At 60.4% G+C, this 21,134-nt stretch carries 18 protein-coding genes; 7 read left to right on the top strand and 11 right to left on the bottom strand.

Translation table 11 applies throughout. The features are described 5' to 3' along the window. Positions 1–30: 30 nt before the first annotated feature. Positions 31–2,637, bottom strand: a complete 2,607-nt coding sequence (gene leuS, locus BW686_RS20045) for a leucine--tRNA ligase (RefSeq protein WP_084919240.1) — start codon at positions 2,635–2,637, stop codon at positions 31–33. A gap of 310 nt (positions 2,638–2,947) precedes the next feature. Between leuS and BW686_RS20050 the strand changes: the two genes are divergently transcribed. Continuing rightward, positions 2,948–3,292 carry a hypothetical protein gene (locus BW686_RS20050; protein WP_084919241.1) on the top strand — a complete coding sequence of 115 codons (345 nt, stop codon included), beginning with the start codon at positions 2,948–2,950 and terminating at the stop codon, positions 3,290–3,292. A gap of 103 nt (positions 3,293–3,395) precedes the next feature. After that, positions 3,396–4,166 (top strand): YdcF family protein, encoded by a 771-nt coding sequence (locus BW686_RS20055; protein ID WP_084919242.1) that lies wholly within the window; start codon positions 3,396–3,398, stop codon positions 4,164–4,166. 52 nt (positions 4,167–4,218) lie between these two features. Here the strand turns inward: BW686_RS20055 and lnt are convergent, their stop codons facing one another. The 5 genes from lnt to miaB all read right to left on the bottom strand — a co-directional run bounded on the left by lnt (position 4,219) and on the right by miaB (position 9,650). Continuing rightward, positions 4,219–5,739 carry an apolipoprotein N-acyltransferase gene (gene lnt / locus BW686_RS20060; RefSeq protein WP_084919243.1) on the bottom strand — a complete coding sequence of 507 codons (1,521 nt, stop codon included), beginning with the start codon at positions 5,737–5,739 and terminating at the stop codon, positions 4,219–4,221. Positions 5,740–5,780: 41 nt separating this feature from the next. Further along, positions 5,781–6,623 carry an HlyC/CorC family transporter gene (locus BW686_RS20065; protein ID WP_084919244.1) on the bottom strand — a complete coding sequence of 281 codons (843 nt, stop codon included), beginning with the start codon at positions 6,621–6,623 and terminating at the stop codon, positions 5,781–5,783. A gap of 5 nt (positions 6,624–6,628) precedes the next feature. After that, positions 6,629–7,129: an rRNA maturation RNase YbeY gene (gene ybeY, locus BW686_RS20070; RefSeq protein ID WP_084919245.1), complete on the bottom strand. Its 501-nt coding sequence runs from the start codon at positions 7,127–7,129 to the stop codon at positions 6,629–6,631. Continuing rightward, positions 7,122–8,144, bottom strand: coding sequence for a PhoH family protein (locus tag BW686_RS20075; protein ID WP_084919246.1), 1,023 nt, complete (start codon positions 8,142–8,144; stop codon positions 7,122–7,124). Before BW686_RS20075 ends, ybeY begins: the two co-directional genes overlap by 8 nt. A 177-nt stretch (positions 8,145–8,321) precedes the next feature. Continuing rightward, positions 8,322–9,650 carry a tRNA (N6-isopentenyl adenosine(37)-C2)-methylthiotransferase MiaB gene (miaB, locus tag BW686_RS20080; RefSeq protein WP_084919247.1) on the bottom strand — a complete coding sequence of 443 codons (1,329 nt, stop codon included), beginning with the start codon at positions 9,648–9,650 and terminating at the stop codon, positions 8,322–8,324. Between the two features lie 139 nt (positions 9,651–9,789). On the opposite strand from miaB, the gene BW686_RS20085 reads away from it, so the two are divergent. Beyond that, positions 9,790–10,116: a DUF1820 family protein gene (locus BW686_RS20085; RefSeq protein ID WP_003313868.1), complete on the top strand. Its 327-nt coding sequence runs from the start codon at positions 9,790–9,792 to the stop codon at positions 10,114–10,116. Positions 10,117–10,158: 42 nt separating this feature from the next. On the opposite strand, the gene BW686_RS20090 is transcribed toward BW686_RS20085, so the two are convergent. The 4 genes from BW686_RS20090 to BW686_RS20105 form a co-directional block, all read right to left on the bottom strand. Further along, positions 10,159–10,707, bottom strand: a complete 549-nt coding sequence (locus BW686_RS20090) for a tetratricopeptide repeat protein (RefSeq protein ID WP_084919248.1) — start codon at positions 10,705–10,707, stop codon at positions 10,159–10,161. A 295-nt stretch (positions 10,708–11,002) separates the two neighbouring features. Continuing rightward, positions 11,003–12,286 (bottom strand): glutamate-1-semialdehyde 2,1-aminomutase, encoded by a 1,284-nt coding sequence (hemL, locus tag BW686_RS20095; RefSeq protein ID WP_084919249.1) that lies wholly within the window; start codon positions 12,284–12,286, stop codon positions 11,003–11,005. A gap of 247 nt (positions 12,287–12,533) precedes the next feature. Next, positions 12,534–13,151 (bottom strand): thiamine phosphate synthase, encoded by a 618-nt coding sequence (gene thiE / locus BW686_RS20100; RefSeq protein WP_084919250.1) that lies wholly within the window; start codon positions 13,149–13,151, stop codon positions 12,534–12,536. A gap of 23 nt (positions 13,152–13,174) precedes the next feature. After that, complete coding sequence (locus BW686_RS20105) at positions 13,175–13,972, bottom strand: hydroxymethylpyrimidine/phosphomethylpyrimidine kinase (protein ID WP_084919251.1); 798 nt, start codon at positions 13,970–13,972, stop codon at positions 13,175–13,177. Between the two features lie 375 nt (positions 13,973–14,347). On the opposite strand from BW686_RS20105, the gene BW686_RS20115 reads away from it, so the two are divergent. The 4 genes from BW686_RS20115 (at position 14,348) to BW686_RS20130 (ending at position 20,358) form a co-directional block, all read left to right on the top strand. Further along, positions 14,348–16,342 (top strand): sensor histidine kinase, encoded by a 1,995-nt coding sequence (locus BW686_RS20115; RefSeq protein WP_084919252.1) that lies wholly within the window; start codon positions 14,348–14,350, stop codon positions 16,340–16,342. A 138-nt stretch (positions 16,343–16,480) separates the two neighbouring features. Next, complete coding sequence (locus BW686_RS20120) at positions 16,481–18,130, top strand: acyl-CoA dehydrogenase family protein (protein WP_084919253.1); 1,650 nt, start codon at positions 16,481–16,483, stop codon at positions 18,128–18,130. Between the two features lie 52 nt (positions 18,131–18,182). Then, positions 18,183–19,646, top strand: a complete 1,464-nt coding sequence (amn, locus tag BW686_RS20125; protein ID WP_084919254.1) for an AMP nucleosidase — start codon at positions 18,183–18,185, stop codon at positions 19,644–19,646. A gap of 79 nt (positions 19,647–19,725) precedes the next feature. Continuing rightward, the gene (locus BW686_RS20130; protein ID WP_084919255.1) at positions 19,726–20,358 is read left to right on the top strand and encodes an rRNA large subunit pseudouridine synthase E; all 633 of its coding nucleotides are present in this window, start codon (positions 19,726–19,728) and stop codon (positions 20,356–20,358) included. 1 nt (position 20,359) lies between these two features. On the opposite strand, the gene BW686_RS20135 is transcribed toward BW686_RS20130, so the two are convergent. Further along, positions 20,360–20,839 (bottom strand): Lrp/AsnC family transcriptional regulator, encoded by a 480-nt coding sequence (locus BW686_RS20135; protein ID WP_003376607.1) that lies wholly within the window; start codon positions 20,837–20,839, stop codon positions 20,360–20,362. Positions 20,840–21,134 lie beyond the last annotated feature (295 nt).

Genomic DNA, 21,134 nt, shown 5'->3' on the forward strand with positions numbered 1-21,134 from the left:
CGCCCGGCGTTCGCAGGGCGCCCGATCCAATCAGCTTGCGACGATGTTGACCAGCTTGCCAGGCACGACAATCACCTTGCGAATGGTCAGGCCATCAGTGAAGCGCAATACGTTCTCGTTGATGCGTGCAGCCGCCTCGACTTCTTCACGGCTGGCGCTGGCAGGCATTTCGATATGGCCGCGCAGCTTGCCGTTGACCTGGATGACCAGTTGCAGGCTGTCCTGCACCAGTGCATTGGCGTCGAACGCAGGCCAGCCCGCGTCGATGACCGGCTGATCATGGCCCAGCTGCTTCCACAACTCATGGCTGATGTGCGGCGTGATCGGTGCCAGCAACAGGGTGACCGTTTCCAGGCCTTCCTGCAGCAATGCGCGATCCTGCGGCGTGGCTTGCGGGGCTTTTTCCAGCACGTTCATCAGCGTCATCACTTGCGCGACCGCGGTGTTGAATTTCTGGTTCTGGCCAATATCCTGGCTCGCTTGCCTGATGGCCTGATGAATCGAGCGGCGAACGGCTTTCTGCTCGTCGGTCAGTGCCGCAACGTCGAGCGAGCCCGACGGACCCTGGCCGACATGCGCCTGAGCCAGACGCCATACGCGGCGCAGGAAGCGATGCGAGCCTTCGACACCCGAGTCGGACCATTCCAGGCTCATGTCAGGCGGGGAGGCGAACATCATGAACAGGCGGCACGTGTCTGCGCCGTACTGATCGATCATGGTCTGCGGGTCGATGCCGTTCTTCTTCGACTTCGACATCTTCTCGGTGCCGCCGATTTCAACCGGCAGGCCGTCGCGGGTCAGCGTGGCGCTGATCACCTTGGCCTTGGCGTCTCTTTCGAGGGTCACGTCGGCCGGGTTGATCCAGGTCTTTTTGCCGCTGGTTTCCATGCGGAAATAGGTTTCGGCGTTGACCATGCCCTGAGTCAGCAGGTTCTTGAACGGTTCGTTCGACGTCACCAGGCCTTCGTCGCGCATCAGCTTGTGGAAGAAGCGAGCGTAAAGCAGGTGAAGAATCGCGTGTTCGATACCGCCAATGTACTGATCCACCGGCAGCCAGTGATTGGCCGCGTTCGGCTCGACCAGACCACCTTCGTACTGCGGAGAGGCATAGCGCGCGTAGTACCAGGACGACTCCACAAAGGTGTCCATCGTGTCGGTTTCACGCTTGGCCGGTGCGCCGCACTTGGGGCAACTGCATTCGTAGAACTCGGGCATGCGCGCCAATGGCGAACCTGCGCCGTCGGGCACCACGTCCTCCGGGAGGACGACAGGCAACTGGTCTTCCGGGACTGGCACGTCGCCGCAGGTGTCGCAATGCACGATCGGGATCGGGCAGCCCCAATAACGCTGACGGCTGATGCCCCAGTCGCGCAGGCGGAACTGGGTGCGGGACTGGCCCAGGGTTTTCCTGACCAGCACCGCTTCAATGGCGTCGAACGCCTCCTGGAACTTCAGGCCGCTGAACTCACCGGAATTGATCAGTTCGCCATGCTCGCCGTAGGCTGGCTGCCAAGGTGCGGGTGTTTCATCACCCGCACTGGTGCGCACCACAGGCTTGATTGGCAGGCCGTACTGGGTGGCAAATTCAAAATCGCGCTCGTCGTGAGCCGGCACAGCCATCACCGCGCCGTCGCCGTAATGCATCAGCACGTAGTTGGCGACCCACACCGGCAGTTTTTCGCCAGTCAGCGGGTGTTCAACGAACAGCGAGGTCGGCTGGCCTTTCTTTTCCTGAGTGGCAACATCGGCTTCGGCAACGCTGCCGCCCTTGCACTCATCGATGAAAGCCTGCAGCGCAGGGTTGCCTTGCGCTGCCAGGGTGGCCAGCGGGTGTTCGGCGGCAACGGCGACGTAGGTCGCGCCCATCAGGGTGTCGGGGCGAGTGGTGAAGACTTTCAGTGCGCCCGCTTCGCCAATCGAAGCCTGGTCGTACGGAAACTGCACTTCCATGCCGCGCGATCTGCCGATCCAGTTGCGCTGCATGGTCTTGACCTGTTCAGGCCAGCCCGGCAGCTCGTCGAGGCTTTCCAGCAGCTCGTCGGCGTAGGCGGTGATCTTGAAGTAGTACATCGGGATTTCGCGCTTTTCGATCAGCGCGCCGGAGCGCCAGCCACGACCGTCAATGACCTGCTCGTTGGCCAGTACTGTCTGGTCGACAGGGTCCCAGTTCACGGTGCCGTTCTTGCGATAGATCACGCCTTTTTCGAACAGGCGAGTGAACAGCCATTGTTCCCAGCGGTAGTAATCAGGCTTGCAGGTGGTGATCTCACGGGACCAGTCGATTGCCAGGCCCAGGCTCTTGAGCTGGGTCTTCATGTAATCGATGTTTTCGTAGGTCCACTTGGCGGGTGCGACGTTGTTGTCGATGGCGGCGTTTTCAGCCGGCATGCCGAATGCGTCCCAGCCCAGGGGTTGCAGGACATTTTTGCCTAGCATGCGCTGATAGCGGGAGATCACGTCACCAATGGTGTAGTTGCGCACATGACCCATGTGCAGCTTGCCGCTCGGGTAAGGGAACATCGACAGGCAATAGAATGTTTCCTTGCCTGGCTGTTCACTGACTTCAAAAGACTTTTGCTCGTCCCAGAACGTTTGGGCGGCGGCTTCGATTTCACGGGGCTGATAGAGTTCGTGCATGGCTACTTTTGACTAAAGATTAGTGACCCTTGACCTCTTCATTGCTTTGCCGAGTCAGGTCGGCACCGCGTGGCGGACAATTGCAACTGTCTGTGCGGTGCGTTCGGGCTCAAGAGCGCGGAAGTGGAATTACAGGAAGCGCCGTAGCATACATGAGGGCCGTCTATCGAGGGAAACCCTGATTGCCTCTCACACGGGCAAAGCCCGTCTGACCGCTCTATCTGGCCGTTGGTCGTCGTGCCCTACCTGTTTTCGAAGCAGCGCTAAGCTCAACGACGAGGGTGATGATTATCCCCGCGGAGGTGAGCGGATGACAGAGTTGCAGCACGTTGCAAGTACATCTGAGCTGTATGAACGTTTGATCGATCGTCTCGGGCTTGCCCTTGAAACGGCAAGTACCTCGGTGCGGCTCCGAAACGAGTTGCCCGCCGAGCTTGAGCTTCAGGGCTTGAGTCGTGCCGAGTTCGCATGGATCGAAGCCTATCTCGAGAAATACACGATGGCGACACACGGGGCGATCAGCGTAGAGGACAGCTACGCGGCGTCAACAGGGCACAGCGGGTCGATCAAGGCGCCTAAAGCGACAGCCACCATTATCTGGCTGAAAGACAAGCGACGAGCGAGAGTATCGATGCGGCTGGGCCGTCACAGTTAGGCAGCACAATCCTGTTCCTGCACGCAGGCTGAGCGCCTGCCATTCCGGCATTGTTGCCCGGCTTCAAACATTCTAGGCTTCGGGCATCTCTGGAGATGTTCCGATGCCTTTGCGTTATCTGCTCAAAACCCTCTTTTTACCGCCCGGCATTCTGTTTCTGCTGCTGATCGCCGCGTGGTGGCTGCGCCGATCCCGCCCGCGTCTGGCTGCCGCCTGTTTTGCCCTCGGGCTGGGTGGTTTGTGGCTGATGAGCCTGCCTGTCGTGGTGGAGATTTCAGCTCGCCGGCTGGAGCAGATTCCACCGTTGCCGCTGGCACAATGGCCAATGTTGGCGCAGCAGGCAGATGCCATCGTGGTATTGGGCAACGGGCGTGAGCGCAACTCGCCCACTTGGGGCACCGATACGCCGACCGGCCTGGGGTTGGAGCGGCTGCGTCTGGCGGCTCGATTGGCGAAAGAGTCCGGTTTGCCGATTCTGACCACCGGTGGCTTGCATTTCGATCAGCCCCCCAGCGAGGCGGCCATCATGGCGCAGTCGCTGCAGCAAGACTTTGGCGTGACGGTGCGCTGGCAGGAAGGGCAGAGCCGCACCACGTGGGAAAACGCGACCCTGACCGCCCGGGTTCTGCAACCGCTGGGCATCAAGCGTGTGGTGCTGATCACGCAAGCCTGGCACATGCCGCGGGCGCGCTGGAGTTTCGAACAGGCGGGTTTTACCGTGGTGAGTGCGCCGGTCGGCTTCCTTGGCGTGGACAACGCGCGGCCTTTTGGCGGTTGGTTGCCCGAGAGTCGAGTGTTCACGCAAAGCGGGGTGTTGCTTAACGAAGCGGCGGGTCTGCTGGTGTACCCGTGGATCTATCGGGCCGGTCAATGACCGAAAGCCGATGCCACCTGAAAGCAGGCGACATCGGCTTTGGGCCTGTCAGTCAGACCGTCTTGGAAATCCGCGCCGCCATCAGCGCCCAGCCGAACAGCAGCAGGCAGATGATTGCCAGTGGCCAGGAGCGCCAGTGCAGATAAGGCGTGAGCTCGTGCATCGGCACGACTTCGCCATACAACACGCCGCGCTCGAACTGCGGAATCTGCACCGTGATTTTGCCGAACGGGTCGATCAGCGCCGTCACGCCATTGTTAGTGGCGCGGATCATCCAGCGGCCCGCTTCAAGGGCGCGCATCTGGGCCATCTGCAAATGCTGCAAAGGACCGATCGAGGTGCCGAACCAGGTGTCATTGCTGACCGTCAGCAGCAGGTCACTCTGCGCCGACAGGCCTGCGGCAAACTCCGGGTAGACCACTTCGTAGCAGATGAACGGCGCGATCTGGTAACCCTTGGCCTGCAACAGGGCCTGATCGTTCGGGCCTCGGGCGAAGTCCGACATCGGCAGATCAAAGAAGGAAATCAGCCCGCGCAGCAGGTCTTGCAGCGGCACGTATTCACCGAACGGAACGAGTTTCTGCTTGTAGTAGGTGCCGTCACCCTGGCCGGTGACCGTAATCCCGTTGTAGTAGCGATACTCGCCACGCCCGGTCGGTTCGCGCACCGGAACACCCGTGATCAGCGCCGCGCCACGGTCGGAGGCGAACTTGCCCATCATCGCCAGGTAGCCTTCTGCGCTTTCCTTGAGAACCGGTATGGCGGTCTCCGGCCAGACGATCAGATCGGCCTGCTGCGAGCGGAACGTCATGTCCCGGTACAGCGCCAACTGGTCGTTGAGCTTCTGCGGGTCCCATTTCATGCTTTGTTCGATGTTGCCTTGCAGCGCCGCGACTTTCAGCGGCGGGCCGGAGGGCGAGGTCCAGGCGTGATTTTTCAGGGCGAGGCCTGCGACCCACGGCGCGAGCAACAGCAGCACGCCCATGACCAGAAAGGATGGGCGTGCCCGCAAGCGGTGCAGGTTGCACAACAGTGCGGCAGTCAGGCCCAGTGCAAACGAGATCAGCCAGACGCCGCCCACCGGAGCAAGCCCGGCAAGCGGCCCGTCGAGCTGGCTGTAACCGGAATAGAGCCACGGAAACCCGGTCAGAAACCAGCCGCGAAACGCTTCCTGCCCCAGCCACAAGGCGGCAAACGCCAGTGCATCGGCAAGGGGTGCCTCATTGCGGCGCAGCCAGCGTGCCCATAGCCAGGCGGGCAGGGCGAAGAAAAGGGCGATGGCGGCGATGAACAGCAGCATCAGCAGACCTGCCAGCAGCACCGAAGCACCGCCGTAGGTGTGAATGCTCACGTAGATCCAGCTGGTACCGGCACCGTACAGCCCGAAGCCGTAGCACCAGCCGCGCGCCAGCGCCTGACGCGGGTTCAGGTCGCGCAGCCCCAGATAGAACATCGCCACCGCCACCAGCACCAACGGCCAGATGTCGAAGGGCGCCAGGGCCAGAGTCGTGAGTCCGCCAGCCACCAGGGCCAGCAGATTACCGGGCCAGCCGGGGCGGGTTATCCAGCGCATGTAGATTCCTTAACGCGACATCAGGTTGGTGCGGACGGTGATTACGGACGTGAAATCGGGCTTACCCGCAGCAAGTGAATGCGACGACTGTCAGCGCTCAGGATGCGGAAGCGATAGGCGCCGATTTCGGTGATTTCGTTGCGCTTGGGCAAATGACCGAACGCATTCATCACCAGACCGCCCACGGTGTCGAACTCGTCATCCGAAAAGCTGCTGTCGAAGAACGCGTTGAAGTTCTCGACCGGCGTCAGGGCCTTGACCAGGAAGTCGCCGCTGGGCAGTGGTTTGATGTAGCTGTCTTCCTCGACGTCGTGCTCGTCCTCGATGTCGCCCACGATCTGTTCCAGGACGTCTTCGATGGTCACCAGGCCCGCCACGCCGCCGTATTCGTCGATGACGATGGCCATGTGGTTGTGGTTGGCGCGGAACTCGCGCAGCAATACGTTGAGGCGCTTGGACTCGGGCACGAACGTGGCCGGACGCAGCAGCTTCTTGACGTCATCGCTGTCGCCGTCAGCCTTGAGGATCAGTGGCAGCAAGTCCTTGGCCAGCAGCACGCCGAGCACGTCGTCGTGGCTTTCGCCGATCACCGGGTAGCGCGAATGCGCTGCATCGATGACCGCGGGCAGGAACTCGCGGGGTGTCTGGGTCGCCTTGATGCTGATCATCTGCGAACGCGGCACCATGATGTCGCGCACTTGCAGGTCAGCCACTTGAATGGCGCCCTCGACGATGGCCAGCGCTTCGCTGTCCAGCAGTTTGTTCTGGTGGGCTTCGCGCAGCAGCTCAAGCAGCTCCTGGCGGTTTTTCGGCTCATGGACAAAGGCCTGGGTCAGTTTACCCAACCATGACTTTTGCCCGTTGCTCGATCGATCTTCGCTCATAGCCCTTACTCGTGGTCCTTGCTGGGTGTGTCTGAATGGGAGAGGTCGGCACTTTCGTCGTCAGCGTAAGGGTCGGGGTAGCCCAACTCCTCAAGCAACGTTCGTTCCAGTGCTTCCATTTCTTCGGCTTCTTCATCATCGATGTGGTCGTAACCCAACAGATGAAGGCAACCATGAATGACCATGTGCGCCCAGTGCGCGTCGATGGACTTGCCCTGTTCGGCTGCTTCACGGTTGACCACCGGAACGCAGACGACCAGATCGCCCAGTAACGGGATGTCCAGCATGTCGTCTGGAACGTCCGCCGGGAAAGACAGCACATTGGTGGCGTAATCCTTGTGCCGCCAGGTGTGATTGAGCTCACGGCCTTCGGTTTCGTCAACCAGCCGGATCGTCAGCTCGGAATCGGCACTGCGCTGGCGCAGGCCCATTTCACACCAGAGGCGGAACTGGGCTTCGCTGGGGGCGCTTGTCTCGCTGGCGACCTGCAGATCCAGCTCAAGCATCGCGGTTCTTGTCCCGTGAGTAGCTATTGTTGCCCGACGGGCCATCGCTGAGCCGGTCATCGAAGCGCTCGTAGGCTTCAACGATGCGCTGCACCAGCGGGTGGCGAACCACATCCTTGGGTTTGAAATGCGTGAAGCTGATGCCCGGCACGTCCTTGAGCACATCGATGACGTGCGTCAGACCCGACCGGGTGCCCTTGGGCAGGTCGACCTGAGTGATGTCACCGGTGATCACGGCGGTGGAGCCAAAGCCAATACGGGTCAGGAACATCTTCATCTGCTCGACGGTGGTGTTCTGACTTTCGTCGAGAATGATGAAGCTGTTATTAAGGGTGCGTCCGCGCATGTACGCCAGCGGTGCAACTTCAATGACCTGTTTCTCGATCAGCTTGGCGACGTATTCGAAACCGAGCATCTCGTACAGCGCGTCATACAGCGGGCGCAGGTACGGGTCGATCTTCTGCGCCAGGTCGCCCGGCAGGAAGCCGAGCTTCTCGCCCGCTTCGACGGCCGGACGCACCAGCAGGATGCGGCGGATTTGCTCGCGCTCCAGTGCGTCGACCGCGCAAGCCACCGCCAGGTACGTCTTGCCAGTGCCCGCAGGGCCGATACCGAAGTTGATATCGTTGCTGAGCACTTCCTTGACGTAACGCTGCTGATTCAGGCCACGCGGGCGAATCATGCCCTTTTTGGTACGCAGCGAGACGCCAACTTCAGCGGCAGGGTGGTTGTCCAGGCCGTCGACGCCTGATTCCTGAAGAAACAGGTGAACCATGTCCGGCGTCAGCTCGGTACCTTTGGTTTCCCGGTACAGGCGGCGCAGCAGATTCTCGGCAGATTGGGTGTGTGTGGTCTCGCCAATGAGTTCGAATTGATTGCCGCGATTGCGGATCTCGATGTCCAGGCGTTGTTCGATCAGGCGCAAGTGCTCGTCGAGTTGCCCGCACAGGTTGGCGAAACGGTGGGCCTCGAAAGGTTCGAGGGTGAAGCGATGAGGTTCTATGGGTGCGTTCAAGGTCGTTTAATGGCCGTCCGGCGGCAATTTGAATGTATTGAAGAATACCCTCTGGCGGTGGTTATGCGAAAGCTTTGCCTTGTTAAAGGCCGCGCCAGGAGTTCACCGTGCTCAAAGGTAGGGACCGCACAGAAACGAATTCATTCGGCGATTCGTTTCTGTGGCGGGATACCCACCTTACTGTAGCAGCGAGCCACGCAAAGAATGAGGCTGTGCGTCGTCAATGTGTACATCGGCAAACTGCCCGATCAACCGGGGGTTGTCGCAGCGAAAATTGACGATCCGGTTGTTCTCGGTACGGCCTTGCAGTTCGCCGGGGTCCTTCTTCGAGTAATCGGTCACCAGGATGCGTTGCGTGCTGCCTACCATTTGTCGGCTGATCTCGAAACCCTGCTGGTTCAGGCGATGTTGCAGGGCGGCCAGTCGCTCTTTCTTGAGTGCTTCCGGCGTATCGTCCTTCAGGTCGGCGGCTGGCGTTCCGGGACGCGGGCTGTAGATGAACGAGAACGAGAAGTCGAAACCAACGTCTTCGATCAGCTTCATGGTGTTGTCGAAATCTTTTTCGGTCTCGCCCGGGAAGCCGACGATGAAGTCCGAACTGATGCTGATGCCTGGCACGGCGGCCCTGAGTTTGCGCAGCCTGGATTTGTATTCCAGCGTGGTGTGGTTACGCTTCATGGCCGCCAGAATGCGGTCTGAGCCTGACTGCACCGGCAAATGCAGGTGTTTGACCAGCTCCGGGACGTCCGCGTGCGCCTGAATCAGGCTGTCGGAGAACTCCAGCGGGTGCGAGGTGGTGTAACGGATGCGGTCGATGCCATCGACGGCGGCAACGGCCCGGATCAGGTCAGCCAGGTCCGCGACGCGCCCGTCGTGGGTGGCGCCGCGATAACCGTTGACGTTCTGCCCCAGCAGGGTGACTTCGCGCACGCCGTACTCGGCCAGGTGAGTGACCTCGGTCAGCACGTCGTCAAACGGTCGGCTGACTTCTTCGCCACGGGTGTACGGCACCACGCAGAACGTGCAGTACTTGCTGCAGCCCTCCATGACCGACACGTAAGCGCTCGGGCCATCGACGCGAGGTTCGGGCAAATGGTCGAATTTTTCGATTTCTGGGAACGAGACGTCAACCTGTGGCAGGCGCGTGATGCGGGCCGCGTCGATCATTTCCGGCAGGCGGTGCAAGGTTTGCGGGCCGAACACGACGTCTACGTAGGGCGCCCGGTCGCGGATGGCAGCGCCTTCCTGGCTGGCCACGCAGCCGCCGACGGCAATCACCATCTCGGGGTTGGCCAGTTTCAGTTCGCGCCAGCGGCCCAGTTGGGAATACACCCGGTCCTGAGCGCGCTCGCGAATCGAGCAGGTGTTGAGCAGAATCACGTCGGCGTCTTCCGCGCGAGCGGTGACTTCCAGAGCCTGATGTTCGCCCAGCAGGTCGACCATGCGCGAGCTGTCGTACTCGTTCATCTGGCAACCGTGGGTTTCGATGTAAAGCTTCTTGGCCATGCGTGATCATCAACCGATTCAGTGAACCGAGCATTATAAGGATGAAGGGCTCCGGTTCCTAGCGTTGGCTGTCCGACGAGGCGGGCGGACATGCTATAGTCCGCGCCCCTTTTTCATCTCTGATCGTTACCCGCCCGTTATGACCAAACGCGAAGCTCCAATCTACAAGGTGATTTTTCTTAACCAGGGACAGGTGTTTGAAATGTATGCCAAGCAGATCTATCAAAGTGATCTGTGGGGCTTTCTGGAAGTGGAAGAGTTCGTCTTCGGCGAGCGCACGACTGTGGTGGTAGACCCGAGCGAGGAGAAGCTCAAGGCCCAGTTCGAAGGCGTGGTGCGCAGTTTTGTGCCGATGCACTCGATTGTGCGTATCGATGAAGTCGAGCGCATGGGCACGCCAAAGATCAGCGAGGCGCGTGGCACCAGCAATGTCATGCCGTTTCCCATGCCGATGCCGGAAAAGTAGTTGTCGAGGGTATGAGCGGCGATTGCCCTGGACGAAACCGGATCAGGGCAATGGGGAGAACGGGCTGCGACCTTCGGCGGTTTGCAGTTCGAGCAGGTATTTGCGGAAGATCTGGCCCAGCACCTGAGTGGCCACTTCCAGTTCGTCGCGCTGCATCTTCGCCGACACTTCGTCTGCGGCGTCCAGCGCTTCTTCCGAACCGTTGACCGCGGCCATCTTCAGCACGATATACGCCTGAATGTTATTGGCTTGTACACCTTCACCACGGCTGAACATCAAGCCCAGTTGATACTGCGCCTGGGCGTGGCCCTGCAACGACGCCTGTTCGAAGTAACTCAGCGCCTGCGGCAAATCGCGAGGTGCATGCTTGCCCTCGTAATAGAACTCACCCAACTCGTATTGCGCCTGCGCATCCCCGCCCTGAGCAGCCTGCTGACAGGCAGCAAGCGCCGCTGGCAGGTTCTCTGGCTGAGTATTCAGGGTGCAACGACCCATCGCCGGAATTAACAACGAGTTGCCGCCGGCATTTGCCAGCAGAGGATAGACAAGCAACAGGCAGCCCAATACAAGGGTGCGGCCGGTGCGGTTCATGGGAGTCGACTTACCTCTGAAAAAGGTGCGGGCATGCCCGACCAGCTAAATGTGCTGGCTGCGCATTATGAAATAAGCAGAGCCAACCTTACAAAGTCTTTACGGATTTTCTGCTGCACGGCCGAAAAAAGCCCTTCTTTACGGGGTCATTACCTGAAACAGAACTTCCCGTGCCGTGTATTTGCAGTTTTCGCCCTGCATTGTAGAAGCAAAATACGCACTTAACGTTCCGTTTCATTCACGGACTTCACTTGCGCCGGTTGAATGACGCCCTGCGCAAGTGAACCGGACGGTTTTATTTCAGCGCGGCAAAGGCCTTTTCGGCAGCGTCCAGTGTCAGTTTCAACTCGGCATCGCCGTGGGCGATGGAGGTGAAACCGGCCTCGAACGCGCTTGGCGCCAGGTAGACGCCGCCTTCCAGCATCAGGTGGAAGAACCGCTTGAAGCGCTCGGCATCGCTGGTCATTACGTCTTCAAACGTAACAATTTCGCTCGCTTCGCTGAAGTACAGGCCGAACATGCCGCCTGCCTGAGTCGTTACAAAGGCGATACCTGCTGCGTCAGCGCGCTGTTGCAGGCCTTCGAGCAGGCGGCGGGTGTAGTCGCTCAGTTCATCGTGGAAGCCAGGACGGCTGATCAGGCGCAAGGTGGTCAGGCCCGCAGCCATCGCCAAAGGGTTGCCCGACAGGGTGCCCGCTTGATAGACCGGGCCGAGCGGCGCGATGTGCGACATGATTTCGCGTTTGCCACCAAAGCAGCCGACCGGCATGCCGCCCCCGATGATCTTGCCGAACGTGCTCAGGTCAGGCTTCACGTCGTAGTAAGCCTGTGCGCCGCCAAGGGCTACACGAAAACCGGTCATCACTTCGTCGAAAATCAACACTACGCCATGCTCGTCGCACAGGGCGCGCAGCCCTTGCAGGTAGCCCGGCGCAGGTGGCACGCAGTTCATGTTGCCGGCCACCGGTTCGACGATGATGCACGCCACTTCCTGGCCGACTTCGGCCAGCAGGTCGCGCACGGCGTTCAGGTCATTGAACGGCACGGTCAGGGTGTGTTTCGCGAAAGCGGCCGGTACGCCGGGGGAGCTTGGCACGCCCAGCGTCAGTGCGCCGGAACCGGCCTTGACCAGCAGGCTGTCGGAATGGCCGTGGTAGCAGCCTTCGAATTTGATGATGCTGTCGCGGCCGGTAAAACCACGGGCCAGACGAATCGCGCTCATGGTGGCTTCAGTGCCCGAGCTGACCATGCGCACCATTTCCATCGAGGGCACCAGTTCGCAGACCAGATCGGCCATTTCGGTTTCCATCGCCGTCGGCGCACCGTAGGACAGCCCGTGTTCCAGCTGGCTGCGCACAGCGTCGAGCACGTCCGGGTGGCTGTGACCGAGAATCATCGGCCCCCAGGAGCCCACGTAATCCACGTAGCGCTTGTCGTCTTCGTCAGTCACGTAAGCGCCAGCAGCATGCTTGAAGAACAGCGGCGTACCGCCCACGCTCTTGAAAGCGCGAACCGGCGAATTGACGCCACCGGGGATGTGTTTTTGGGCGTTGGCGAACAGTGTTTCGGAACGGGACATGATCGGGTCTCTGCTTTGAAACGGGGAATTCGTGTCTACGCTGGGGTCAGCCGAGGCGGGCAGCTTTATAAAGGGCTGCTTTATTGAGTGGCATGAGCCAGAGAAGGCGCAGGAACGCGCACTATAACAAATGCTGCGCACATATGACGCTCGTGCCCATGCGCCGCGTCCGACCTTGAGCTTATGGTGGGACGCAAGCTTCCACGCTGGAACGTGAGGAACGAGGGGTTTCTGACAGTCAGCAGCCCTACAACAACGCCGTAAACGCTTTTGCCCGGCGGGTGACTTCCCGGGTGTTTTCGGCACCGAACAGGCCGTGGATCACGGCCAGCAGGTCGGCGCCGTGTTCGACCAGTGGCGGAGCGTTTTCCAGGGTGATGCCGCCGATCACCGCAATCGGCAAATGCACCCTGGCACGGACCTGAGCGATCAGGTCCAGCGGCACTGCCGGGGCGCCAGGCTTGGTTTGCGAGCTGAAAAATCTGCCAAACGCCACATAGGTCGCGCCGTCGGCCTTGGCCCGTTCCGCCAGTTCCAGATTGCCGTGGCAGGTCGCGCCGACAATCGCCTTGTGCCCCAGCAACGCCCGGGCATCCGGCAGCGAGCCGTCTGACTGCCCCAGATGCACCCCGACCCCCAGACGCGCCGCCAGTTCGGCGTCGTCGTTGATGATCAGTCGGGTCTTGTAGCGCTCACAGAGCTTGAGCAGCTCGGTGGCCTCGCGCAGACGGCGGGACTCGTCATGGGTCTTGTCACGGTATTGCAGCAGGGTCACGCCGCCCTCCAGTGCCGCCTCGACGTAAGACAGGAATCTGCCGGTCAGCAACTGGCTGTCGGTAATGGCGTACAGGCCACGTAGTTTCATGAATCGAGCCTCATGGCAGTGCGTTACGAACAGAAATCCAGCGGTAGGCGACGAGGCACAAATTGCCCCCGGCCCAGCTGTTCGGCATCGCGCAGTGTGCGCCAGGTGTAATCCAGTGCCGACTTCACGGCGCTGACCCGTTCTTCGCCTTGGGCAAGACGCCCGGCCAGCGCGCTGGCCAGTGTGCATCCGGAACCGTGATAACTGCCGGGCAGGCGTTCGCAGACAAAAGTGTGAGTCTGGCCGCCGCGTATGTACAGTCGATTATGGATTTGCTGCTCATCACCATGCCCGCCAGTGATAAGCAGGTATTCACAAAAAGGCAGCAGTTTTTCTGCACACTCGTCCGCGGTACCCTCAGGCAGCTCGGCAAGGATGCGTGCTTCCGGCAGGTTTGGCGTTGCAATTGCGCACAATGGCAACAGCTGTTCGCGCATGGCATAACCGACTTCGTCCTTGCCCAGTCGTCCGCCGCCGCCCGCCCGCAGCACGGGGTCGCAGACCATTGGCAGGTGCGGGTTGGCCTGCAACAGTTCGACAACGGTATCGACCATTTCCAGCGAGCCCAACATGCCCAGCTTGACGGCAGCGACAGACGAATCGTTCAGAACGGCATTGGCCTGGGCCAGCACCCATTCGCGATCCATCACGCGAAAATCACTGACATTCACGGTGTCTTGCACCGTGAGTGCAGTAATGGCCGCAGCGGCGTGGCAGCCTTGGGCGAGCAGGGCTTCTATATCAGCCTGTATACCGGCGCCACCACTAGGGTCGTGACCGGAAAGACAGAGGACAACGGGGCGGGAGCTATAGATATTCATGGTGTGCGAGCTTATCACTAAACGTTCTGGCGGGCCGCTCGTGGATACCGGGTTTTTATCACGTGAGTCAGGCGACCCGTGTCGATAACGCCCGGCAAAAACACCCTCGAGAAATTTCATGTTTGCACTGAGACGTCCGATATAGAGCTATTGCTTTGATTTTCGACGCGATGCTGTCTTTACGCTATTAACGGCTATGCTTCACTGGCAACGCTGATGAATGATGTTTCGCTGGTGTGCCGATGTCGATGTCAGTCCGTTTATACCCATGTTCAGTGGTCTGTTTGAATCATTAGCCTTGTTTCAAGGATAGAAAATTGCGGGACGTCGTCATCAATGGATGGATTGAAAGCGACGACCTACCTTGGGGCTTCAATGCGCTATCTGTTGATCATTCTGGCTTTCTGGCTACCGATGCAGAGTCACGCGGTCGAGTTTGATGAAAACACTCGTTTTCTGTCGCTGAGCCGTGCCCTCCAGGTGTTTGAAGACCCGACCGGTGATGCCACCATCGAAGACGTCAGCTCTGCAGCCGGAGCGGCGTCGTTCAAGCCTGCGCCTGCTGGCACCTTCAATGCCGGGTATTCGCGCTCCGCGTTCTGGCTGAAACTCGAGCTGTCGTATCGGCCTCTAGGCCCCGATACCCACAACGACTGGCTGCTGGAACTGGCCTATCCGCCCATGGATCACATCGACTTCTACGCCCAGGACGCCCGCGGCCATCCGAAACTGACCTGGCGGACCGGTGACATGCTGCCGTTCTCCAGCCGTCAGTTTGCCCAGAACAACTACCTCTTCCAGCTGGATCTGCCACCGGGCCAGACGCGCACGGTGTATCTGCGCATTCGCAGCGAAGGATCGGTCCAGGCGCCGCTCAACCTGTGGTCCTCTCACGCCTATCTTGAATCGCAGCCCTCGAAGATTTACGTCTTCGGCCTGATGTACGGCGTCCTGCTGGGGATGCTGGTCTACAACCTGTTCATCTATGTCAGCGTCCGCGAGCGCGATTACCTGTATTACCTGCTGTACGTGGCGTCATTCGGGCTTTACCAGATGTCGATCAACGGGGTGGCCATCGAGTACCTGTGGCCCGACAGCCCTTGGTGGGCGAATGCATGCACGCCATTTCTGATGGCGGTTGCCACGTTGTTTGCGTGCCAGTTCTCGCGCAGTTTTCTGGTGACCGCGCGGTTGGGACGCTGGCTGGACCGTCTGTTGCTGGCGGTCGTCGGCTCGGCAGTCCTGGTGATGGGCATGGCGCTGTTCCTCGGGTACGGACCGGCCTTGCGTTCGGCCACTTATCTGGTGATGGCCGGCACCTTCACGATTTATCTGGCGGGCATCGTCGCGGTGCTGAAAGGCGAGCGTGTCGGGCGTTATTTCGTGCTCGCCTGGTCGGTTTTTCTGGTCAGCGGGCTGATCTTCATGCTGATGCTGCTGGGTTACCTGCCCAACACATTCCTGACCCTCTACGCCTCGCACATCGGCACGGTGCTGGAAATGGCGTTCCTTTCCATGGCGCTGGCAGACCGTATCAACCACACCCGGCGTCAGCAGGCACAGACGTTGCTGGCTGCCGGTCAGGATCTTGAGCGGCTCAACAAGCAACTGGCCACCAGCAACCGGCTGAAAGATGAGTTCCTCGCCACGCTCACCCACGAGTTGCGCACGCCCATGAACGGTGTGATCGGGTCGCTGGAAGTGATGCAAACCCTCGACATGGACGACGAGGTCGAGATGTATCAGCAGACGGCTGCCAGCTCTGCCCGCGACATGATGTGCATGATCAACGGCATTCTGACCCTCACCGAACTCCAGGCCGGCGTGCTGTACGCCGATTGCAACACCTTCGCCCCTCTGGATCTGGTCGACCGGTTGCGTGAGCGTTTCAGCAGTGCGGCTCAGGCCAAGGGGTTGTTATTGACACTCGATGTGGACGACAAGCTGCCGCCTGGCGTTCGGGGCGATGCAGGCAAGCTTTATCAGTGCATCGAATGCCTGGTGGATAACGCTATCAAGTTCACGCGCAAGGGGCGGGTGCAGGTGCGTTTCAGTGGTCTCCCTCGGGATCTGGAGCGTATGGACCTGCGCGTCGAGGTGATGGACAGCGGTATCGGTTTCAGCCAGCTGGACGATGCCGTGCTGTATCAGCATTTCTTTCAGGTCGATGGCTCGATGACGCGTGAATACGGCGGGCTGGGTATCGGTCTGGCGATCTGCCGCAAGCTGGCCGAGCTGCAAGGCGGCGAACTGAGCCATCGTTCCGAGCCTGGGAAGGGCAGTTGCTTCACGCTGAGCATTCCGGTGCTGATGGTTGTACCGGGCGCTGTGCGCAAAACGCCGGAGTTGAAAGCTCAGTGGGGCATATAAGCCTGCTGGCGTAAGAACATACCGGTATGGCCCACAGTCAAAAACGCCGATGTTTCGGCGGCTACGGCACTTTTGCCGGTGCCGGGTGCATGATTCACTGCTCACAGGGTGCGCACGCCCACAGGCAGGAGATGGCCCATGAGCCTGACGTCATTCGCTGAAACTCACAAGGTCACCAATCAGCCGCCACCGCTGGACGGTGTGAATCTCTACCGAATCGACCTGCCGCTTCAAGAGTGGAGTAAGCGTTTCGGTGCGGGCTGGGCGCAGTCGCGGATCGACGTTTATGGCGCGCTGGCGGGCGGGCCGCTGATGGCCGCGGGGTTTCTGGCGAATCAGAACAAGCCGGTGTTCGCCAGTCACGACCGCTATGGGCACCGCATCGATCTGGTCGAGTTTCATCCGGCGTATCACCAGTTGATGAGCGCTGCCATCGAACACGGCATTCCGTCTTTGCCGTGGACCGAGCCTCAGCCTGGCGCCCATGTCGCACGCGCCGCCATGAGTTACCTGCACACGCAAGCCGAGGCTGGCAGCGGCTGTCCGCTGACCATGACTTTTGCCAGCGTTCCGGCATTGAAGCTGCAGCCGGATCTGGCCGATATCTGGCTGCCGAAGGTGCTGTCGACTCAATACGATCCGCGCAATGTGGGTATCGCGCACAAGGCTGGCGTGACCATTGGCATGGCGATGACTGAAAAACAGGGCGGCACCGACGTGCGGGCCAACACCACCCGAGCTTTCCCGACCGGCGCTGGAGGCCCTGGTCAGCCCTATGAGCTGGTGGGGCACAAGTGGTTCTGTTCCGCGCCGATGTGTGATGCGTTCCTGACCCTGGCGCAGACCGACAAAGGACTCAGCTGTTTTCTGCTGCCGCGCCATCGGCCTGACGACAGTCGCAACGAGCTCTACATTCAGCGGCTGAAAAACAAGCTTGGCAACTGGTCCAACGCCTCAAGTGAAGTGGAGTTTCGTGGCGCGCTGGCCTGGATGATCGGCGAGGAAGGGCGCGGTGTGCCCACCATCATTGAAATGGTCGCCATGACCCGCTTCGATTGCATGGTCGGCTCCAGCGCCCTGATGCGTCAGGCCTTGACGCAGGCCACGCACCATTGCGCGCACCGCGCGGTGGGAGGTCGATTGCTGGCCGAGCAACCGTTGATGCAGAACGTACTGGCTGACCTGGCGCTGGAAAGCGAAGCGGCACTGGCCCTTACGCTGCGCATGGGGCGTGCGCTGGACCGTCTGGATGACGATCCCGAAAAGCGTTTCGTCCGGCTGATCACGGCGGTAGGCAAATACTGGATCTGCAAGCGCGCTCCGGCCATGATCAACGAAGCGGCCGAGTGTCTGGGCGGTGCGGGCTATGTCGAAGACAGCATTTTGCCTCGTCTGTACCGTGAAGCGCCGGTCAATTCGACGTGGGAAGGCTCTGGCGATGTGCAATGCCTGGACGTGCTGCGCACAGCGTCCAAAGAGCCCGGCGCGCTCGACGCGTTGTTCGATGAACTGGGCGACGGGCAGGGTGATCGTCATCTGGCATCACACATCGCCAGGCTTAAAGCTGCGTTTCAGGACACCGGCGACATTCAGTACCGCGCCCGGCAACTGACCGAAGACATCGCTGTCGCCGTGCAGGCCAAGCTGTTGCTGGAGGCAGGCAACGCGGCGGTCAGCGATGGTTTTATTGCCGGTCGACTGGCGTCCGGCGGGCGGGTCTATGGCGCCTTGCCACGAGGTGTTGAGGTAGAAACATTGCTGCGAAGGGCCTCGCCACAGGTGGCATGAGCACGCGAACCCGTTACGATGCACGACTGCAAGATCAGACAGGACATGAATCGTGACCCAAGCCTTTGTTGTCGTAGACACCGCCGAGCAAGCCGTCGAGCGGCTTGCCGAGTTGCATGAGCGCGCCACCAGTGCGTTGAGTCAGGCGCTCAAACGTTATTTGAAAGACCGCGTCGAGCCCACTGCCGAAGAACGTGCGCAGTTCAACTACCCGGAGCTGCGCCTGGTCTACAAGTGCCACGGTGAAGTGCCGCTGACGACCCGCGCTTACGCCAAAGTCCAGTTGCCCGGCACTTACAGCGTTACCGTCACGCAACCCAAAGCATTCAAAAAGTACCTGCTGGAGCAACTGGGCCCGCTGATGAGCGATTTCACCGTGACGGTCGAAGTCGGCATGAGCGAGCAGAGCATTCCTTACCCTTACGTGGTCGAGCAGGGCGATGAGCTGGCGGGCACCGGCGTAACCGCTGCGGCGCTGGCGCGGGTGTTTCCGAGCACCGACCTGTCGGCCGCAACCGACGGCATCGCCGACGGCCTTTACGACTGGGCCAACGTCGATCCGTTGCCTCTGGCGCTGTTCGACGCCGCGCGGGTGGATTTCTCGCTGCGCCGTCTGGTGCATTACACCGGCAGCGACTGGCGCCATGTTCAGCCGTGGATTCTGCTGACCAACTACCACCGTTATGTTGACCAGTTCATTCTGCATGGCCTGGAAAAACTGCGCGAAGACCCGCGTTTCGTGCGCATGGTTCTGCCGGGCAACGTGGTCGTCGACAAGAGCATGGGCGTTGATGAAGCCCAGGCGATTGTTGCCAGCGTGGTCTGGCACCGCTATCAGATGCCGGCTTACCACCTGATCGCCGAAGACGGTCACGGCGTGACGCTGGTGAACATCGGCGTCGGCCCGTCCAATGCCAAGAACATCACCGACCACCTGGCGGTGCTGCGCCCGCATTGCTGGCTGATGATCGGTCACTGCGGCGGCCTGCGTCAGTCGCAGACCATTGGCGATTACGTGCTGGCTCACGCCTACATGCGTCGCGACGGGATTCTGGACCGTGTGCTGCCGCCACACATCCCGATTCCGGCCCTGGCCGAGGTGCAACTGGCGTTGCAGGAGTCTGCCGCGCAGATTACCGGCGAACGTGGCGAAGAGCTCAAGAAGCGCCTGCGCACCGGCACCGTGCTGACGTATGACGACCGTAACTGGGAATTGCGCTGGGCGCAGGAAAGGCCGTTGATCAACCTGTCCCGTGCTGTGGCGGTGGACATGGAAAGCGGCACCATCGCCGCCCAGGGTTATCGCCTGCGGGTGCCTTACGGCACGCTGCTCTGTGTTTCCGACAAGCCGTTGCACAGCGAGATCAAGTTGCCGGGGTCGGCCAACGCGTTCTATGAGCGTGCGGTCAGCCAGCACTTGAAGATCGGCATCGCCGCACTGGACCTGATGCGCACTCAGCTCAATTCGCTGCACTCGCGCAAACTGCGCAGCTTCGACGAGCCGCCATTTCGTTGATGGCCGCTCGTTAAGAGGTTGGTATTTGCAGAAAGGGCCACTAAAGTGGCCCTTTCTGTTTTCCGATTGCCCCATTCCCATGTCCCGCACTCAACGCCCTGTTTCCCGACGCGCAGCCCCCGGCTCTGCGAATACTGCACGCCGTGTCGCCAAAGCGCCGCCCGCCGAGCCGAAGCTGATCCTGTTCAACAAACCTTTCGACGTGCTGACTCAGTTCAGCGACGAAGGCGGGCGGGCCACGCTCAAGGACTTCATCGACATTCCCGGTATCTATCCCGCAGGGCGGCTGGACCGTGACAGCGAGGGCTTGCTGTTGTTGACCAACGACGGCCAGTTGCAGGCGCGTATTGCCGATCCGAAACACAAACTGGCCAAGACCTACTGGGTGCAAGTCGAGGGTGAGCCGACTGAAGCGCAACTGCAGCAGTTGCGCGACGGCGTCCAGCTCAACGACGGCCCGACCTTGCCTGCCGAAGCGCGACAGCTCGAAGAGCCGCAGCTTTGGCCACGCAACCCGCCGGTGCGCTTTCGCAAAAGCGTGCCGACCTGTTGGCTGGAACTGGTGATCAAGGAAGGCCGGAATCGACAGGTAAGGCGCATGACCGCCGCCGTCGGGCTGCCCACCTTGCGGCTGGTGCGAGTCCGGATTGGCGACTGGACGCTTGACGGGCTGGATCAGGGCCAATATCGGGAAGTCGCCGCAAAGCTGTGAATCAGCTGCGCAAGTGGGTCAGCGGCATTTCGGTGCTGGCCAGTACCTGGTTGAGCACGAAGCTCGACTTGACGCTGGTCACGCCTTCGATGCGCGTCAGATGGCCCAGCAGCAGTTTCTGATAGTGATCCATGTCCGGTACCACCACCTTCAACTGGTAATCCGCATCCATGCCGGTCACCAGGCTGCACTCAAGGACCTGCGGCAGGTTGCGAATGTGCTGCTCGAAATTCTCGAAACGCTCTGGCGTATGGCGGTCCATGCCGATCAATACGTAGGCGGTCAGGTTCAGGCCAAGTTTTTTGCGATCCAGCAGGGCAACCTGACGCACGATGTAACCGTCGTCTTCCAGCTGTTTGACCCGACGCGAGCACGGCGAAGGGGAAAGACCAATGCGTTCGGCCAATTCCTGATTGGAAATGCGTGCGTCCCGTTGCAGTTCCGCCAAAATGCTCAGGTCATATCTGTCGAGCTTGCTCACGGTGCATCCCTTTATGAGTTGAATTGCGCTGGATTATTCATCTGAAGTCAAAAATTGCGCAAGTGATGTTTTAATCGGCAATATTAGCAATCTTCCGCCACCGCCTCAGGCCTATTCTTTTAAGCGTAATCACTGCCCGGACATAGCGTCCAGCGCGACCCGCCCAATCAGGCCGGTCGCGGCCTCCCACCCGACAGGGTGTGACAGGCCCCCGGGCTGCATACTGTCCAGAAGACGGCATGAGGTGAGCCAACGTCAAAAGCGTTGCGCAGGACGACGAAATATCTCAAGGGGA

It is taken from the genome of Pseudomonas syringae (genome assembly GCF_002157375.1).
GTDB lineage: Bacteria > Pseudomonadota > Gammaproteobacteria > Pseudomonadales > Pseudomonadaceae > Aquipseudomonas > Aquipseudomonas syringae_T.

Bases quoted from the DNA above. Each gene is read 5' to 3' on its own strand.
- BW686_RS20055 (WP_084919242.1), top strand. From the start codon at position 3,396: ATGCCTTTGCGTTATCTGCTCAAAACCCTCTTTTTACCGCCCGGCATT.
- BW686_RS20065 (WP_084919244.1), bottom strand. From the start codon at position 6,623: ATGAGCGAAGATCGATCGAGCAACGGGCAAAAGTCATGGTTGGGTAAA.
- leuS (WP_084919240.1), bottom strand. From the start codon at position 2,637: ATGCACGAACTCTATCAGCCCCGTGAAATCGAAGCCGCCGCCCAAACG.
- lnt (WP_084919243.1), bottom strand. From the start codon at position 5,739: ATGCGCTGGATAACCCGCCCCGGCTGGCCCGGTAATCTGCTGGCCCTG.
- miaB (WP_084919247.1), bottom strand. From the start codon at position 9,650: ATGGCCAAGAAGCTTTACATCGAAACCCACGGTTGCCAGATGAACGAG.
- BW686_RS20130 (WP_084919255.1), top strand. From the start codon at position 19,726: ATGTCCCGCACTCAACGCCCTGTTTCCCGACGCGCAGCCCCCGGCTCT.
- thiE (WP_084919250.1), bottom strand. From the start codon at position 13,151: ATGAAACTACGTGGCCTGTACGCCATTACCGACAGCCAGTTGCTGACC.
- BW686_RS20050 (WP_084919241.1), top strand. From the start codon at position 2,948: ATGACAGAGTTGCAGCACGTTGCAAGTACATCTGAGCTGTATGAACGT.
- BW686_RS20115 (WP_084919252.1), top strand. From the start codon at position 14,348: ATGCGCTATCTGTTGATCATTCTGGCTTTCTGGCTACCGATGCAGAGT.
- ybeY (WP_084919245.1), bottom strand. From the start codon at position 7,129: ATGCTTGAGCTGGATCTGCAGGTCGCCAGCGAGACAAGCGCCCCCAGC.
- hemL (WP_084919249.1), bottom strand. From the start codon at position 12,286: ATGTCCCGTTCCGAAACACTGTTCGCCAACGCCCAAAAACACATCCCC.
- BW686_RS20105 (WP_084919251.1), bottom strand. From the start codon at position 13,972: ATGAATATCTATAGCTCCCGCCCCGTTGTCCTCTGTCTTTCCGGTCAC.
- BW686_RS20090 (WP_084919248.1), bottom strand. From the start codon at position 10,707: ATGAACCGCACCGGCCGCACCCTTGTATTGGGCTGCCTGTTGCTTGTC.
- BW686_RS20120 (WP_084919253.1), top strand. From the start codon at position 16,481: ATGAGCCTGACGTCATTCGCTGAAACTCACAAGGTCACCAATCAGCCG.
- BW686_RS20085 (WP_003313868.1), top strand. From the start codon at position 9,790: ATGACCAAACGCGAAGCTCCAATCTACAAGGTGATTTTTCTTAACCAG.